The sequence below is a fragment of the Polaromonas sp. SP1 genome (genome assembly GCF_003711205.1).
Classification (GTDB): Bacteria; Pseudomonadota; Gammaproteobacteria; order Burkholderiales; family Burkholderiaceae_C; genus Polaromonas.
On record NZ_CP031013.1, the window covers coordinates 2,631,695 to 2,648,892 of the forward strand.

A 17,198-nucleotide genomic window follows, 5' to 3' on the forward strand; every position below is an offset into this window, starting at 1 on the left:
ATACAGGAGTAACCAGCATGTCATCCGAGTTCTTGCAAACCTACCGCAACCACGTCGCCGAGCGCGCTGTCATCGGCATCCCGCCGCTGCCGCTGTCGGCCAAGCAGACGGGTGAGGTCATCGAGCTGCTGAAGAACCCGCCCAAGGGCGAAGAAGCCTTCCTGGTCGAGCTGATCACCCACCGCGTTCCCGCCGGTGTGGACGACGCCGCCAAGGTCAAGGCCAGCTACCTGGCGGCCGTGGCCCACGGCACCGAAAAGTGCTCGCTGATCTCGCGCGAAAAAGCCACGCAGTTGCTGGGCACCATGCTGGGCGGCTACAACATCAGCCCCATGGTCGAGCTGCTCGACGACGCTGAAGACAGCGTGGCCACGCAGGCGGCCAACGGCCTGAAGCACACGCTGCTGATGTTCGACCAGTTCCATGACGTGCAGGAAAAGGCCGGCAAGGGCAACAAATACGCCAAGGCCGTGCTGCAAAGCTGGGCCGATGCCGAATGGTTCACCAGCCGCCCTGAAGTGCCCCAGTCCATCCAGCTCACCATCTTCAAGGTCGCCGGCGAAATCAACACCGACGACCTCTCGCCCGCGCCTGACGCCTGGAGCCGCCCCGACATCCCGCTGCACGCCATTGCGATGCACAAGAACGCACGCCCCGGCGTCACGCCGGAAGAAGACGGCAAGCGCGGCCCGGTCAAGTTCATTGAAGACCTCAAGTCCAAGGGCAACCTCGTGGCTTATGTGGGCGACGTGGTCGGCACCGGTTCCTCACGCAAGTCGGCCACCAACTCCGTGCTGTGGTGGACGGGTGAAGACATTCCTTACGTGCCGAACAAGCGCTTCGGCGGCGTCTGCCTGGGCGGCAAGATCGCCCCGATCTTCTACAACACCATGGAAGACTCCGGCGCGCTGCCGATCGAGCTCGACGTGAGCCAGATGGCCATGGGCGACGTGATCGAGCTGCGCCCCTACGACGGCAAGGCCCTCAAAGACGGCAAGGTGATCGCCGAGTTCAAGCTCAAGAGCGACGTGCTGTTTGACGAAGTGCGCGCCGGCGGCCGCATTCCGCTGATCGTCGGCCGCGGCCTCACGGCCAAGGCACGCTTTGCGCTGGGCCTGCCGCTGTCCACCCAGTTCCGCCTGCCCGTCAGCCCTGAAGACAACGGCCGCGGCTTCACGCTGGCGCAAAAAATGGTCGGCCGCGCCGTCGGCCTGCCGGAAGGCCAGGGCGTGCGCCCCGGCACGTATTGCGAACCCAAGATGACCTCGGTCGGCTCGCAAGACACCACCGGCCCGATGACGCGCGACGAGCTGAAAGACCTGGCCTGCCTGGGCTTCAGCTCCGACCTGGTCATGCAGTCCTTCTGCCACACCGCGGCTTACCCCAAGCCCGTCGACGTGAAGATGCACCACGAGCTGCCGGACTTCATCAGCACGCGCGGCGGCATCTCGCTGCGCCCGGGCGACGGCATCATCCACAGCTGGCTTAACCGCATGCTGCTGCCTGACACCGTCGGCACAGGCGGCGACAGCCACACCCGTTTCCCCATCGGCATCAGCTTCCCCGCAGGCTCCGGCCTGGTGGCTTTCGGCGCCGCCACCGGCGTCATGCCGCTGGACATGCCGGAGTCCGTGCTGGTGCGCTTCAAGGGCGAAATGCAGCCCGGCATCACGCTGCGTGACCTGGTCAACGCGATCCCGCTGTACGCCATCAAGGCCGGCCTGCTGACGGTCGCCAAGCAGGGCAAGAAGAACATCTTCTCGGGCCGCATCCTGGAGATCGAAGGCTTGCCTGACCTGAAGGTCGAGCAGGCGTTCGAGCTCTCCGACGCGTCCGCAGAGCGCTCTGCCGGCGGCTGCACGGTGCACCTGAACAAGGAACCCATCATCGAGTACATCAACAGCAACATCACGATGCTGAAGTGGATGATCGCCACGGGTTACTCGGACGTGCGCACCATCAAGCGCCGCATCCAGGCGATGGAAGCCTGGCTGGCCGACCCGCAATTGCTCAAGGCCGACGCCGATGCCGAATACGCTGCCGTCATCGAGATCGACCTGGCCGACATCCACGAGCCTATCGTCGCCTGCCCGAACGACCCGGACGACGTGAAGACGCTGGCCGAAGTCGCCGGCAGCAAGATCGACGAAGTGTTCATCGGCAGCTGCATGACCAACATCGGCCACTTCCGCGCGGCCTCCAAGCTGCTTGAAAACAAGCGCGACATCCCCGTCAAGCTGTGGATGGCGCCGCCCACCAAGATGGACGCCAAGCAACTGACCGAAGAAGGCCACTACGGCGTGCTCGGCTCGGCCGGCGCCCGCATGGAAATGCCGGGTTGCAGCCTGTGCATGGGCAACCAGGCGCAGGTGAAAGAGGGCGCCACGGTGTTCTCGACCTCCACCCGCAACTTCCCCAACCGCCTGGGCAAGAACTCCAACGTCTACCTCGGCTCCGCCGAGCTGGCCGCGATCTGCTCCAAGCTGGGCCGCATCCCCACCAAGGCCGAATACATGGCCGACATGGGCGTGCTGACCGCTGCCAGCGCGCAGGTCTACCAGTACCTCAACTTCGACCAGGTCAAGGACTACACCGACATGGCCGACACCGTGAAGGACGGCGTGACCGCTTAAGTGGACAGCCTGCCTGCGGCTTGACAGCCGCAAGCTGAAATGGAAGGATGAAGTGATGAAGCAACCGTCACTTTTTTCCTTCCTTTTTTTTGGCCTGTTTTCGGCAGCAGCTACTGGTGCCAGCGCCCAGGAGGCCCGCACCAACGCCTTCAACGACCCCTTCCTGCAGGTCACGTCGGCCATCAACCCGTGCCCTGTGCCCGAGGGGCCGCTCTACACCGAGCAAGAGGTGCGCGATGTGGCCCATGTCCGCGCGCAGCACGGCGGCAGCTGCTACCGCGTGGGGCGTTGCCGCCTGGCCAACTCCTATTGGTATGACCAGGAGATCATTCCACGCGTGTCGCAGTACATCAAGCTGGACGGCCGCTTTGACGACACCAGCGTCTGGGTGCAGGGCGAGCGGCGGCTGGTGTTTCTCAAGGGTTGTGTCAAGACACGCGAGCAGTCGGAGGCGCTGGAAAAAGCCGTCTGGCTGGTCGATGACGTGATGGGCGTGGTGAACTATTTGCGGGTGGGTGACGAGCCCGTGCGTTATGTGCCGGCGCAGGCTGAAAAGAAATAACTCGATTCACTCAAACTTCACTCATCGCCAATTGCTTTATTGGAAATTCTTTGCATGAGTTCGCATCACACAATCAGTCTGAATTTGAGTATTAAAAATGAGTTGAGTGAGCTGGAGCACGGCATTTTGAATTACGTGGTAAACGGCCGCGGTTCTTCTCCATCGTCATGGCCTGCTCACAGCTATTTCTCGACCCGCATCAAAGTTGAGTCTTTGATAAATATGTACCGTGATTTTGTGGCCGATGGGCAATTCGTCTCGCGCTTCTGGTGCAACGATCGATTGGCCAGCGGTCGTGTCAATGGAGTGACTTTGCTGCTTCCATCGATCACAAGTCCCTATAACTGGGAAATGTTGGCGTTTATTGACTGGATGGCTTCTCTAAGCGATGCCAATGGATTTGTTGGAGCCATGGTGGATGACCTTCCAAGCCAAACTATCACTCTTCTGAGCGTATTTGAAAAAAAGCTGTTTATTGGCAATGCAAAGAATATTGAAGTCGGCGCTTACAGTACCAACGAGAAACGGACAGCAGGCTATTGATCTCAGGGCGGCCCTCAATTGTCCTTGGTTGGTAATTGCAGATGTTCAAACATTCTTCCAGCGTAAAAAAGCCCCGCAAGAGGCTGCAGGGCTTTTTGTTGAAGGATGCTGAACGGTATCGAAGGGCCGCTACAGCCCCGACGGCAGTGGATCCATTACCCGAAGTTCCGATCCGTCGACAAACTTCAGGTACCAGAACTCCGGCGACAGCGGCAGGTTGGGCCGGATGTAGCTGATGTTGGCCGGCAGCACGTAGACGGTGCTGGCGCCATCGTCGGGCGGGGGCGCCAGGTAGTGGCGTTTGACGGCCACCAGGCCACCGATGGACGACACCACCGTGCCGATCGTTTCGGTAACGGCATTCACCATGCTGCCTTGGCCGAGCATGTGGATGGTGGTTTGCCCGACCAGGTCGGGCCGTGAAGCTTCCACATACAGCACGCTTGCGGTGTTGATGCGCAGGTCGTCCGGTGCGGCCGGGTCGGTCGCTTTGTTGAAGGAAATAAAGGGCATGGAGCTGGCCCTGTTCAGGACAGGTTCAGTTCTTTGTGCTCGCCCAGCCGGGGCGGCGTGTCGCCGGTCAGTGCGGCCTTGGCCATCTTGGCCAGCTGCACCATCTTGCTTTCCTTCACGTCCCAGTATTCGGCGTGGTGGATGTGCACTTGCAGCAGGGCCAGGTCGGGGTCGTTCACGCCGGCCGGAAACCAGGCGCGTGCAATCTGCGACCAGAGTTCTTCTTTCTTGGCCTGGTCTTCCGAAATCGTGGCCTGGCCCGACAGCGACACATAGCTGTCGTCGCCCGGGTCTGCATAGGACACATTGACATTGCCGTCCTTCATCAGGCTGTGGGCCAGCTCGCTCTTGCGCGAGATGAAGAAATACAGCTGCGAGCCTTCGTCGATGGACTGGTTCTGGGTCGTCAGCGGGTGGGCGTGCATCATGCCGTTGGCATGGCGGTGCGTCAGCATGCCGTACTTGATGTCCTTGATCAACGCCCAGAGGGTGTCGTGGTCTGATTTGGCTGCGCTCATGAAAACTCCGTTGTGTGGTTGATGTTTCAAGCCTAAGCAATGGGCCACAAAGAGCTCATCAGCGGGCGGCGCGGCCAGCTGTCAGCAAGTGCCGACAGCGCCGGCTGGTCACAGGCCTGTGTAAATCGTCGCGATGCAGGGGAACTAATGGCGCGGGCGGTTACCATATAGATGAGAGTAATTCGCATTTGCATGACGGGTTTCTTACAGCCTGCCTGCGTGTCCGTTCCCTTGTAAAGGTGTTCCATGAAACTGTTGTCCTTCTCCCTGGCCGGCGCCGCGCTGGCCGCCGGCCTGCTGGCCGCGCCCCTGGCTTCCACTGCCCAAACCGTCAAACCCAGCGCCGAAGGCATCGTGGTCTACAACGCCCAGCACGCCAGCCTGACCAAAGCCTGGGCCGATGCGTTCAGCAAGGAGACCGGCATCAAGGTCACGCTGCGCAACGGCAGCGACACCGAGCTGGGCAACCAGATCGTGCAGGAAGGGAAGGCTTCGCCTGCCGATGTGTTCCTGACGGAGAATTCGCCCGCCATGGCGCTGGTCGACACGGCCGGGCTGTTTGCCCCGCTGGACGCGGCCACGCTGGCTGAAGTGCCTGCCAACTTCCGCCCCGCGCACGGCCGCTGGACGGGCATCGCCGCGCGCAGCACGGTGTTTGTCTATAACAAGGCCAAGCTCACGCCGGAGCAGTTGCCCAAGTCCATGCTGGACCTGGCCACGCCTGCGTGGAAAGGCCGCTGGGCCGCGTCGCCCTCCGGCGCCGACTTCCAGGCCATCGTGAGCGCGCTGCTTGAACTGAAGGGCGAGGCCGCCACTGCCGCCTGGCTCAAGGCCATGAAGGAAAACGCCACGCCTTACAAAGGCAACGGCACGGTGCTCAAGGCCGTCAACGCCGGCCAGATCGAGGGCGGCATCATCTATCACTATTATTACTACGGCGACCAGGCCAAGACCGGCGAGAACAGCAACAACGCCCAGTTGCACTACTTCCGCAACCAGGACCCGGGCGCGTTTGTCAGCATCTCCGGCGGCGGTGTGCTGGCCTCCAGCAAGCACCAGCCCGAAGCCCAGGCGTTTGTGAAATGGATCGCCGGCAAGGGCGGCCAGGACATCCTGAAGACCGGCGACGCGTATGAGTACGCCGTCGGTACGGGCGTGGCCTCCAACCCCAAACTGGTGCCGCTGGCGGAGCTGCAGGCGCCCAAGGTGCAGCCCTCCAAACTCAACAGCAAAAAAGTCAGCGACCTGATGACCCAGGCCGGCCTGCTGTAAACGTTCGCCGTTGTCAGATTTGCGGACCGACTTCTCTTGACTGCCTTGCCCCTTGAAGCCGGCGCCGCCGTGCGATTGACGCCGGCGGCGCGCAGCGGCTGGCGCCTGTCGTGGGTGGCCGGCGCAGCGCTGGTCGTCTCGCTGCTGGCCTTGCTGCCGCTGGGCTTTGTCTTGTGGGTTGGCGTGCAAACCGGCTGGGACACGGCCTCGGCCCTGATCTTCCGGCCGCGCGTCGGCGAGCTGCTGGTCAACACCGCGCTGCTGGTGGTGCTGACAGTGCCGCTGTGCGCGGTGCTGGCCGTGGCGCTGGCCTGGCTCACCGAGCGCAGCGACCTGCCCGGCGCGCGCACCTGGGCCTGGCTGTTGGTGGCGCCGCTGGCGGTGCCGGCCTTTGTGCACAGCTACGCATGGATGACGGTCGCGCCCGGCCTGCACGGACTGCCCGCCGGCGTGATGGTCTCGGTGATTGCCTACTTTCCGTTTTTGTATTTGCCGGTGGCCGCAGCCTTGCGCCGGCTGGACCCGGGCATGGAAGACAGCGCCGCTTCACTGGGGCTTGGCCCCTGGGCGGTGTTCTTTCGCGTGGTGTTGCCGCAGCTGCGGCTGGCGGTGTGCGGCGGCTCGCTGCTGGTGGGGCTTCACTTGCTGGCCGAATACGGCCTGTACGTGATGATCCGCTTCGACACCTTCACCACCGCCATCGTCGACCAGTTCCAGTCCACCTACAACGGGCCCGCGGCCAACATGCTCTCGGGCGTGCTGGTGGTGTGCTGTTTTGCGCTGCTGGGGCTGGAGGCGGCCGCGCGCGGCAAAGAGCGCTATGCGCGTGTCGGCTCCGGCGCGGCGCGCATGCCTTTCAAACGCCAGCTGGGCGAGCTCAGCGGGCCGTGCCTCCTGCTGCCCGCGCTGCTTTGTGTGCTGGCGCTGGGGGTGCCGCTCGTCACGCTGGCGCGCTGGTTGTGGGCCGGCGGCGCGTCGGTCTGGCGCTTCGATGAAATCGGCCCGTCGCTTTTTCAAACCCTGGGCCTGGCCGCGGCCGGCGCGGTGCTGACCACCGTGGCCGCTGTGCCCATGGCCTGGCTGTCGATCCGCTCGCCGGGCCGGCTTCAGCGTGTGCTGGAGGCCTGCAACTACATGGTGGGCTCGCTGCCCGGTGTGGTGGTGGCGCTGGCGCTGGTCACGGTCACGGTGCGTTTGCCGATTTACCAGACGGCCATCACGGTGCTGCTGGCCTATCTGCTGATGTTTTTGCCGCGCGCCCTCATCAGCCTGCGCGCCGGCATCGCGCAGGCGCCGGTTGAGCTCGAGCAGGCCGCGCGCAGCCTGGGCCGTACGCCCGCACAGGCGCTGTGGGCCATCACGATGCGGCTGGCCGCGCCGAGTGCGGCGGCTGGTGCGGCGCTGGTGGGCCTGGGCATCACCAATGAACTCACGGCTACCTTGATGCTCGCGCCCAACGGCACGCGCACGCTGGCCACTTCTTTCTGGGCCTACAGCAGCGAGATCGACTACGCCGCTGCCGCGCCTTACGCGCTCATCATGGTGCTGCTCTCGCTGCCCATGACCTGGCTGCTTTACCAACAATCCAGACGCACGGCGGGACGATGACGCCATGACGATTGATGCCGACTTATGACCACCTCTCTTGAACTGCAGGCCATCCGCAAACACTATGGCGCCGTAGCGGCGCTGGGCGGCGTCGATTTGAGCGTCGCGCCCGGCAGCCGCACCGCCATCGTGGGCCCCTCGGGCTCGGGCAAGACCACGCTGCTGCGCATCATTGCCGGCTTTGAGGCGCCAGACGCCGGCCGCGTCACCCTGGGCGGGCGGCAATTGGCCGACGGGCCCGATGCTGTGCCCGCGCACGAGCGCGGCATCGGTTATGTGCCGCAAGACGGCGCGCTTTTTCCGCACCTCACGATTGAAGGCAACGTCGGCTTTGGCCTGCCGCGCAATACGCCCCAGCGCGCCGAACGCATCGCCGAGCTGATGGATATGGTCGCGCTGGACACCGCGATGCTGGCGCGCCGCCCGCATGAGCTCTCAGGCGGGCAGCAGCAGCGCGTGGCGCTGGCGCGCGCACTGGCCCAGCGGCCCAGGCTGATGCTGCTGGACGAGCCCTTTTCAGCGCTGGACACCGGCCTGCGCGCCAGTACCCGCAAGGCGGTGGCGCAGTTGCTGGGCGCGGCCGGCATCACCACCATCCTCGTCACGCACGACCAGGCCGAGGCCTTGTCGTTTGCCGACCAGGTCGCCGTGATGCGCGGCGGGCTGCTGGTGCAGGCCGGCCGCCCGCTGGATGTGTATTTGCGCCCGCGCGATGCGGCCGTGGCCGGCTTTCTGGGCGACAGCATCGTCTTGCCCGCTCAGTTGGCCGGCGGCTGGGCCGACTGCGCGCTGGGGCGCATTGCCGTCAACGACAGCGCGCGCCAGGGCGCGGCGCACATCATGCTGCGGCCCGAGCAGTTGCAGGTGGCTGAGGTGCCGGCCGAAATGGCGGTGCGGGGCGCTCAGACAGACGCCTGCTACGGCGCGGTGACTGACACCGACTTCGGCGGCTCGGTGTGCGTCCTGTCGGTGCGGCTGGTGCGTGGGGCAGGGCAGGCGCCTTTAACCGGCGGGGATGAACCCCTGCTGGTGCACAGCACAGGCATGCATGCGCCGGCGCCGGGCGCCATGGTGCGCATCACTGTGGCCGGCCAGGCGCATGTGCTGGTCGCCTGAAGTTCGCGCCCGGCTGCGGATTTTTTAAGGAAAAAGTGCCTGCAGCCCAGGCGCTGTCTGGGCCACCCGCTCCTGAAAAGATAGCAAACCGGTGCTTCGTCAGCGCGCAGGGTTTTGCCGCCACCTCGGCGGAAGAAGCTTTGTTACGTCTTTTCAGCGACATCACTGTCTTTTTTCCGGGATATTGTGTACGCTGTACACAAGCTGCCAGACACCTTCAAAAAAACCCACAGCAGCTGTTCCCCTCCTGCCGTCATCCCGGCTTTTTTGATTGACTCACCTCGCAAGGAGATTTCCCCATGGCCCGTTATGTAGATGGATTCATCGTCGCCGTTCCCGCCAAAAAAGTAGAGGACTACCGCAAGCTCTCCCGCAAGGCCGGCAAGCTCTGGAAGGAGTACGGTGCGCTCGAGTACACCGAATGCGTTGCCGACGACGTGAAACCGGGCAAGGTCACGTCCTTCCCGCAAAGCGTCAAGCTCAAGGCCGATGAGGTGGTGGTGTTCTCCTGGATCACCTACAAGTCGCGCAAACAGCGCGACAGCATCAACAAAAAAGTCATGTCCGACCCGCGCCTGGAAGCGATGATGGACCCGAAGAATCTGCCCTTCGATGGCAAGCGGATGATCTTTGGCGGCTTTAAAACAATCGTAGAACTTTGAGTGCCTAACCCTGCGCCGCCAGCGCATGCAGCGCCTGGCGCGTGAAATCATCGGCCGGGAAAAACGTCTCCATCGCCAGCTCCTGCAGCGTCACATCCACCGGCGAGCCGAAGATCGTGGTGGTGCTGATAAAGCTCAAAACGCCTGAGGGCGTGTTGAACTTGAAGGGCATCACCACGCCCGGGTGCTCGCCTTCCAGATTCGGGCCTTTGGCTTCTTCTGGCACCGGGTAAGCCTTCAGCTCTTCCAGCAGGGCGACCAGCGCCGGGTCGGCCGTGGCGGTGATCTGCTGGCGCAGGCGCTCAAACAAATGGTCGCGCCACTGCAGCAGGTTGGCGATGCGCGGCGCCAGGCCCTTGGGGTGCAGGCTCAGGCGCAGCACATTGACGGGCGCCTCCAGCAGTGACGCATCGGCGCCCGCCAGCAGGTGCGGCACCATGCGGTTGGTGGCCACGATGTTCCAGTGGCGGTCCAGCGCCAGCGCGGGGTAGGGCTCATGGCTTTTGAGCAGCAGCTCCACCGCCTGGCGGGCCGAGGCCAGCGCCGGGTCATTCAGCGGCCGCTCGCGGTACATGGGCGCGTAGCCGGCCGCCACCAGCAGCGCATTGCGTTCGCGCAGCGGAATGTCCAGCCGCTCCGACAGCCGCAGCACCATCTCGCGGCTGGGCACCGAGCGGCCGGTTTCCACAAAACTCAAATGCCGCGTCGAGATGTCGGCCTCCTGGGCCAAATCGAGTTGGCTCAGGCGCCGGTGCTGGCGCCAGTGGCGCAGGTGGTCACCAAAGGGTTGCTGTGCGCGCGGCGCGGGGCGGCTGGGGGGGTGAATGCTGGCGGTCATGGCGCCATCGTAAAGGGCTCGGGCCAGTTTTCCATTACCTGCCAGGTTATCGACGGGCCGCCACTGCGCAGGAATGATGAGCCCCCATGCGCACCGACCCGGCAGCCCGGCGCGCTGACCCACATTCCGGCTGCCGCTTTCAGGAGTTTTGCCATGTCTTCGAGTTCCATCCTCTCGTCCCCCAGCTTCCTGCGCCATGTGCTGCGTGTGGACGCGCTGTCGTGCATTGCCTGCGGCGCGCTGCAGGTCGCCTTTCCGGCCGCGATGGCCCGCCTGCTCAACCTGCCCGAAGCACTCATCGCCTATACCGGCGAGTTCCTGCTGGTCTACGCGGCCGTCGTTGCGTTTGTTTCAACGCGTAATCCCTTGCCGCGGCCCATCGTCTGGGCGCTGGTGGCGGGCAATATTGGCTGGGCGCTGGCCTGTGTGGCGCTGCTCGTCAGCGGCAGCGTGTCGCCGTCCATGCTGGGCGTGGCCTATGTGGTGGTGCAGGCGCTGACGGTGGCGGTGCTGGCCGAGCTGCAGTACTTCGGCCTGCGCCGCGCGGCGCCCCAGCCGGCCTGGTGAGCGCGCACCAGACTGGGCACAAGACTCGGTAGAGGGGCAGGGTATGCGGGCGCGGCCTCCCACAGGGCCGCTGTGCCTGCCAGAATGGGGGCTGCCGTCAATAAAAAGGAGTCCGCCATGGCCAAACCGCCTCCCCACGCTTTTTCCTCCACGCTCAAAAGCTTCAAGACCGCCTCCGGCAAAACGGGCAAGTTCTACTCCCTGCCCGAGCTCGCCAAACAATTCCCCAAAATCTCTCGCCTGCCGGTGTCCATGCGGATCGTGCTGGAGTCGGTGCTGCGCAACTGCGACGGCAAAAAAGTCACGGCCGAACACGTGGCGCAACTGGCCAACTGGCTGCCACAGGCTGAGCGCAGCGATGAGATCCCCTTTGTCGTCTCACGCGTGGTGCTGCAGGATTTCACCGGTGTGCCGCTGCTGGCCGACCTGGCCGCCATGCGCAGCGTCGCGCTCAAGCTCGGCAAGAACCCCAAGGCCATCGAGCCGCTGGTGCCGGTCGACCTGGTGGTCGACCACTCCATCATGGTCGACTACTACGGCAAGAAGAATTCGCTGGACCTCAACATGAAGCTCGAGTTCCAGCGCAACCGGGAGCGTTACGAATTTATGAAATGGGGCATGCAGGCCTTCGACACCTTTGGCGTCGTGCCCCCGGGCTTCGGCATCGTGCACCAGGTCAATCTTGAATACCTCTCGCGCGGCGTGCACAAAAGCAAGGACGGCGTGTACTACCCCGACTCGCTGGTGGGCACCGACAGCCACACCACCATGATCAACGGCATCGGCGTGGTCGCCTGGGGCTGCGGCGGCATCGAGGCCGAGGCCGCCATGCTGGGCCAGCCGGTCTACTTCCTCACGCCCGACGTGGTGGGCTTTGAGCTGACCGGCCGCCTGCGCGAAGGCGTGACCGCCACCGACCTGGTGCTGCGCGTGACCGAGCAATTGCGCAAGGAAAAAGTCGTCGGCAAGTTTGTCGAATTTTTCGGCGAAGGCACGCGCACGCTGGCCTTGCCGGACCGCGCCACCATCGGCAACATGGCGCCTGAATACGGCGCCACCATGGGCTTCTTCCCGGTCGATGAAAAGACGATTGACTACTTCAAGGGCACCGGCCGCACCAAGGAAGAGATCGAAGCCTTCGAGGCCTACTTCAAGGCGCAGGGCCTGTTCGGCGTGGCCAAGCCCGGCGAGATTGATTACTCGCACGTCGTCAGGCTCGACCTGGGCGACGTCACGCCCAGCCTGGCCGGCCCCAAGCGCCCGCAAGACCGCATCGAGCTGGGCAATGTCGCCGGCCAGTTCAAGTCGCTGTACAGCAAGCCGATTGCCGAGAACGGGTTTAACCAGCCTGCCGGCATGCTCAACACCCGCCACCTGGTGCGCCGCACCGACGAAGGCCGGCTGGACACGCTGCCCTCCGCACCGCCCACACCGGCGGGCGCTGCACGCCCCGTGATGGAGATGGAGGGCAACCGCCCCACGCTGGCCCACGCCCGCGCCAGCAACACCACCGATGCACCCGCCAAATCGCATACCGAAGTGGTTCACTCCGCCCCCGGCATCACCGTGGGCAACGGCGACGTGCTGATCGCCGCCATCACCAGCTGCACCAACACCTCCAACCCCAGCGTGCTGCTGGCCGCGGGCCTGCTGGCCAAGAAGGCGGTCGAAGCGGGCCTGAAGGTGCAGCCGCACATCAAGACCTCGCTGGCGCCCGGCTCGCGCATCGTGACCGAGTACCTCACCGAAACCGGCTTGCTGCCTTACCTGGAGAAGCTCGGCTTTGCGCTGGCCGGCTACGGCTGCACCACCTGCATCGGCAACGCCGGCGACTTGACGCCCGAGCTGAACGAAGCCATCAGCAAGAGCGACCTGGTCTGCGCGGCCGTGCTGTCGGGCAACCGCAACTTCGAGGCGCGCATCCATCCCAACCTCAAGGCCAACTTTTTGGCCAGCCCGCCGCTGGTGGTGGCGTATGCCATTGCCGGTACGGTCATGCGCGACCTGATGACCGAGCCTGTCGGCAAAGGCAAGGGCGGCAAGGACGTCTACCTGGGCGACATCTGGCCGACCAGCGACGAGATCTACAAGCTCATGAAGTACGCCATGAACGGCAAGGCCTTCCGCGCCAACTACGCCAAGGTCAAGACCGAGCCCGGCAAACTCTGGGAAAACATCAAGGGCGTCAAAGGCACGTCTTACACCTGGCCTGCCAGCACCTACATTGCCGAGCCGCCGTTCTTTAAAGACTTCACCATGAAGGCGGGCGAGGCCGGCAGCGTCGACGTCAAGGGCGCGCGCATCATGGCGCTGTTTGGCGACTCCATCACCACCGACCACATCTCGCCGGCCGGCTCCATCAAGGCCAGCTCGCCCGCAGGCCTGTGGCTGCAGGAAAACGGCGTGCAGAAGGCCGACTTCAACAGCTACGGCGCACGCCGCGGCAACCACGACGTGATGATGCGCGGCACCTTTGCCAATGTGCGCATCAAGAATTTGATGATCCCTCCGGATGCCGAAGGCTCGCGCGAAGAGGGCGGCGTCACCTTGTTCCAGCCTAAAGCTGGAACCAGCAGCGCAAGCGCAGCTGGCGAGAAGATGTTCATCTACGACGCCGCGATGAAGTACATGGCCGAGGGCACGCCCACCGTGATCTTTGCCGGCGAGGAATACGGCACCGGCTCATCACGCGACTGGGCCGCCAAAGGCACGCAACTGCTCGGCATCAAGGCCGTGGTGGCGCGCAGCTTTGAACGCATCCACCGCAGCAACCTGGTGGGCATGGGCGTGTTGCCCCTGCAGTTCAAGCCGGGCGATTCGTGGCAGACCCTCAAGCTCACCGGCAACGAAGTCATTGATGTGATTCCGCACCCCGAGCTCAAGCCGCAAAGCGAAGCCAAACTGGTCATCACGCGCGCTGATGGTTCGCGTGAAGAAGTCACTGTGATCCTGCGCGTGGATACGCCGATTGAGGTCGATTACTACCGCAATGGCGGGATCCTGCCGTTCGTGCTGCGGCAGTTGCTCGCTTGATGCGCGGCAGCGGATCAATTTCCCGCCGGGCTGCCCCAAGGGAAATTAGCCCCCTCAGGGGGCAGGGAGCTACACGCAGTGAGTGAGCGTGGGGGCCATGCTATTCGGCAGGCTCTGATAGCCGGCGGCGGCATCGGCGGTCTGGCCGCTGCGTTGGCTGCAACGCGTGCCGGTTGGGATGTGCGTCTGTTCGAACGTGCGAACGCGTTCAGTGAAGTCGGCGCCGGTATCCAGCTCGGACCCAATGTCGTCAAGGTGCTGCATGGCTGGGGCCTGGCTGATGCGCTGAAGACCGTGGCCGCGTTTCCCGAGCGCCTGCAGGTGCGCAGCGCCGTCTCGGGCCAGGTGCTGGGCGAGTTGCCGCTGGGCGCCACCATCGCCCAGCGTTATGGCGCGCCCTATGCCACCTTGCACCGCGCGGATCTGCACCGCCTGCTGCTTGAAGCCGTGCAACAGCATGCCGACGTCAAGCTGCACCTGAGCCGCCCGCTGCAGTCCTTCAGCCAGACCGCGCAAGCCGTCATGGTGCAGGCAGAAGACGGCCCCGGCATTGAGGGCGATGCGCTCATAGGCGCCGACGGTCTGTGGAGCATGGTGCGCCAGCAACTGCTGGGCGACGGCCTGCCGCGGCGCACCGGCCACCTGGCCTACCGCGCGCTGGTGCGTCAGTCCGATTTACCCCAACTGCTCAGGACCCAGCACGTCACCGCCTGGCTGGGGCCGCGCATGCATGTGGTGCAGTACCCGGTGCGCGGCGGTGAATGGCTCAACGTGGTGGCTATCGTGCAAGGCGAGGCGGCCGCCGAAGCCGACCTGTGGGACCACAGCGCCAATGCCGCCGATCTGGCCGCCGCCACGGCCGGCTGCTCAGCGGCGCTGCGCGAGGTACTTGAGGCCGTCGAAGGCTGGCGCCTGTGGGTGCTGCACGACCGCCCGCCCATGCAAGGCGCCCACCAGCACGCCGTCGGCCGCGTGGCTTTATTGGGCGATGCCGCCCACCCGATGCGGCCCTACCTCGCACAAGGCGCCGGCATGGCGATCGAAGACGCCGCCGAACTCGGCCACGCTTTAGCGCAAGCGCTGGACCCGGCCTTTGACGTGCCCACCATGCTGCAGCGCTACGCGCTCAACCGCTGGCAACGCAATGCACGCGTGCAGGCGCGCGCGCTGCGCAACGGGCAGATCTTTCATGCCGACGGCCTGCTGCGGTGGGGGCGTGATGCGTCCATGAAGCTGTTGGGCGAGAGGCTGCTGGATATGCCCTGGCTCTATGGCGTCACGCCAAAAATATCCTGACGTGGTCCTCGATGTAGCTGCTTTGCTACAAAAATAATAGCTGTAAGCCCATGTTCTATATGGGCTGTGGCTATTATTTTCTTAAATTTCTTATGTTTCCGTCTCCGCCAAGACTACCGACTCTCTCCGCAAGGGGGGGGCGGTTTTTCATACGAAACGCAGCAATAGGGGAAACGGTCTCGGTAGCAACAGCAGTCATATGAATCTCCAAAGGAAGTTGATGAAGGAGGGAAGTTAAAAAACATCCTCTCGCTCGGGCTTCCTCGTTCCCCCGAGTAGGGGGCGGAGGGGGGTGCTGGTAGTTCAACAAGAAAAAACCGGGATGACCCGGTTGCCGCTGTATTAAAAATCCCCCCACAAGTGCCCCTCACACCGGGACGGGGTCTTGTGGGGGGATTCAGCTGCTAACGGGGCAGCCCGGTTTTTTCACAGCGGTAGGCCTGGCGCCCGCAGCCGACGTGACACAAAGCGCAGCGACTGGCTCCAAAGGGTGCAGCCGGGCCGGGTTATAGGGAGCGATGGTCAAACGCAACGGAATCGGCTGTTTGGGCTGCGCTCGTCCATATTGAGGCGGCGGTAACTACACTGTCCACCTAGAATCACTTGCGGGGTTTGGTCCCTTTTTTATCGACCTGAGTGAAACTCAAAATGAGCAATAAGTCTTTTAATAACAAGCACTTGGCTGGGTTTTCAGCGACCGCGTTATACCGCAGGCCCGATGTTATACCGCAGACCTTGCGGTATACATTACGTTAGACCTCATGAATACCGCTCTGCCAGATCAGGAGAAGGCGTTTCAGACAGCGCTCTCGCTGGACGAAGAGGGACGCTCGTCCGAGGCGTTGAAGGTTCTGGAGCCGCTCGCACTTCGCCGCGACAATCCGCGCTACCTCCTTGCCTACGCGCAGTGCCTAGTTCGCTCAGGCGCCGATTGGAAGGCCGCTGTAGATTGTTTGCGCGTGGCGCTCTCAATCGAACCCAAGTACCTTGAAGGCCCGTCGCGGCTTTTCCTTGCGGACCTTCTCGTTCAGAATGGGCGCAAGAAGGAGGCCCTTGAGCAATGGCGAATCGTCGCAAAGATGCCACCGGACGGGACTGGGTATGCGGCTGTACCCGACGAGGCGATCATTCGGTTGCGCGAACATGAGGTCTAACAGGTCGTTCGACTCGGACACGCACCGGCATTGCGCCGCGAAGCGTGCTGGTGAGCTTACGCCTCGCGGCGCAATGCCGGTGCGCGCCGGTCAACTCCGACGTTATGCAGCACCCTAAAGTGTCTCGGTTTCTGTACACCGCCTGGTTTCAGGACGCTCTCGTTGAACCAGACGACGAGGATTTCGAATGGCCGGCATGTTTTCTGGTGACGGCATCTTCGATGGAAGCCGCGCAACACTGGGGAGACCACCTGTCGGATTCGTTCAGTCGGCGCCGCGAAAGCGAGAGGTTCCTTCGGTCGAGCGTCGAGATTGCGACTGCGAGCACGCAAGATCTACCGGTAGTGGTCGATGGCTATGAGGCGACTGACGGAGAAATCGGGTGGTAGTCGCAGGTCCCAGCCACTCTCTGGCTGCGTTAGTGGCGGAATGGCATAACATGTCGCTCGACACGGAAACACACCCACAGAATGCGGCTTCGCCGCAATGTGTTGTGGCCCGGTCATCTTCACGTTAGACCGCACAAGAGCCATGTCCATTTCGCTCCTTCTTGCCATAGCCGGAACGCTCTGCGGGTTCTACTACTTCGGCCTGGGAATCGCCGCGGGAGGCCACTTACTCGATAAGGAGCGAAGTAAGTCGCCCGGCGAGCGGCTGCTCCTGACGACTTTCTTGTGGTCGATGACGCCTAGCGAGTTTTCGGATGAGGGTAAGAAAATATGCGTGCGCGCCAATTTCGTTCTCGTGGCGGCCTTGGCATGCTGGGTTGCGTGGGCGGTGTTCAAATGAGGAGCCGGCCTAACTGGTCGGTCAACGCGGACCCGCAGCTGAAGTTCGCGGCTTCGCCGCTTATGTTGCGGTCCGGTTACCTCCAACGTTAGAA

At 63.5% G+C, this 17,198-nt stretch carries 15 protein-coding genes; 12 read left to right on the top strand and 3 right to left on the bottom strand.

The genetic code is table 11. The annotated features are described in order from the left end of the window. The first annotated feature begins 17 nt into the window (after positions 1-17). Genes DT070_RS12400 through DT070_RS21350 form a run of 3 tightly spaced genes read left to right on the top strand, consistent with a single transcriptional unit; the run spans position 18 to position 3,738 of the window. Complete coding sequence (locus DT070_RS12400) at positions 18-2,633, top strand: bifunctional aconitate hydratase 2/2-methylisocitrate dehydratase (RefSeq protein ID WP_122955680.1); 2,616 nt, start codon at positions 18-20, stop codon at positions 2,631-2,633. Positions 2,634-2,688: 55 nt separating this feature from the next. Beyond that, complete coding sequence (locus tag DT070_RS12405) at positions 2,689-3,195, top strand: BON domain-containing protein (protein WP_122955681.1); 507 nt, start codon at positions 2,689-2,691, stop codon at positions 3,193-3,195. Between the two features lie 54 nt (positions 3,196-3,249). Continuing rightward, positions 3,250-3,738, top strand: coding sequence for a hypothetical protein (locus DT070_RS21350; RefSeq protein ID WP_153976376.1), 489 nt, complete (start codon positions 3,250-3,252; stop codon positions 3,736-3,738). A 129-nt stretch (positions 3,739-3,867) separates the two neighbouring features. On the opposite strand, the gene DT070_RS12410 is transcribed toward DT070_RS21350, so the two are convergent. Together DT070_RS12410 and DT070_RS12415 are read right to left on the bottom strand one after the other, a co-directional pair. Next, a complete protein-coding gene (locus DT070_RS12410; RefSeq protein ID WP_122955682.1) occupies positions 3,868-4,251 on the bottom strand; it encodes a hypothetical protein in 384 nt (127 codons plus the stop codon). Positions 4,252-4,265: 14 nt separating this feature from the next. Then, complete coding sequence (locus tag DT070_RS12415) at positions 4,266-4,769, bottom strand: pyridoxamine 5'-phosphate oxidase family protein (RefSeq protein WP_122955683.1); 504 nt, start codon at positions 4,767-4,769, stop codon at positions 4,266-4,268. Between the two features lie 246 nt (positions 4,770-5,015). On the opposite strand from DT070_RS12415, the gene DT070_RS12420 reads away from it, so the two are divergent. From DT070_RS12420 to DT070_RS12435, 4 genes are all read left to right on the top strand, one after another. Then, complete coding sequence (locus tag DT070_RS12420) at positions 5,016-6,041, top strand: iron ABC transporter substrate-binding protein (RefSeq protein WP_122955684.1); 1,026 nt, start codon at positions 5,016-5,018, stop codon at positions 6,039-6,041. 36 nt (positions 6,042-6,077) lie between these two features. Continuing rightward, a complete protein-coding gene (locus tag DT070_RS12425) occupies positions 6,078-7,649 on the top strand; it encodes an iron ABC transporter permease (protein WP_122955685.1) in 1,572 nt (523 codons plus the stop codon). Between the two features lie 24 nt (positions 7,650-7,673). Further along, positions 7,674-8,765: an ABC transporter ATP-binding protein gene (locus DT070_RS12430; RefSeq protein WP_122955686.1), complete on the top strand. Its 1,092-nt coding sequence runs from the start codon at positions 7,674-7,676 to the stop codon at positions 8,763-8,765. 299 nt (positions 8,766-9,064) lie between these two features. Next, on the top strand, positions 9,065-9,427 hold the full coding sequence (locus DT070_RS12435) for a DUF1428 domain-containing protein (RefSeq protein ID WP_122955687.1): 363 nt from the start codon (positions 9,065-9,067) through the stop codon (positions 9,425-9,427). Positions 9,428-9,431: 4 nt separating this feature from the next. On the opposite strand, the gene DT070_RS12440 is transcribed toward DT070_RS12435, so the two are convergent. After that, positions 9,432-10,265 carry a helix-turn-helix domain-containing protein gene (locus DT070_RS12440; protein ID WP_122955688.1) on the bottom strand — a complete coding sequence of 278 codons (834 nt, stop codon included), beginning with the start codon at positions 10,263-10,265 and terminating at the stop codon, positions 9,432-9,434. A 153-nt stretch (positions 10,266-10,418) separates the two neighbouring features. Here DT070_RS12440 and DT070_RS12445 point away from each other — a divergent pair, with 153 nt between their 5' ends. From DT070_RS12445 to DT070_RS12470, 5 genes are all read left to right on the top strand, one after another. Beyond that, positions 10,419-10,832, top strand: coding sequence for a hypothetical protein (locus DT070_RS12445; RefSeq protein ID WP_122955689.1), 414 nt, complete (start codon positions 10,419-10,421; stop codon positions 10,830-10,832). Between the two features lie 117 nt (positions 10,833-10,949). After that, the gene (locus tag DT070_RS12450; RefSeq protein WP_194965923.1) at positions 10,950-13,865 is read left to right on the top strand and encodes an aconitate hydratase; all 2,916 of its coding nucleotides are present in this window, start codon (positions 10,950-10,952) and stop codon (positions 13,863-13,865) included. Between the two features lie 102 nt (positions 13,866-13,967). After that, positions 13,968-15,161 (top strand): FAD-dependent monooxygenase, encoded by a 1,194-nt coding sequence (locus tag DT070_RS12455; RefSeq protein WP_122957378.1) that lies wholly within the window; start codon positions 13,968-13,970, stop codon positions 15,159-15,161. A 761-nt stretch (positions 15,162-15,922) separates the two neighbouring features. Then, positions 15,923-16,315: a hypothetical protein gene (locus DT070_RS12460; protein WP_122955691.1), complete on the top strand. Its 393-nt coding sequence runs from the start codon at positions 15,923-15,925 to the stop codon at positions 16,313-16,315. 531 nt (positions 16,316-16,846) lie between these two features. Continuing rightward, a complete protein-coding gene (locus DT070_RS12470) occupies positions 16,847-17,104 on the top strand; it encodes a hypothetical protein (RefSeq protein WP_122955693.1) in 258 nt (85 codons plus the stop codon). Positions 17,105-17,198 lie beyond the last annotated feature (94 nt).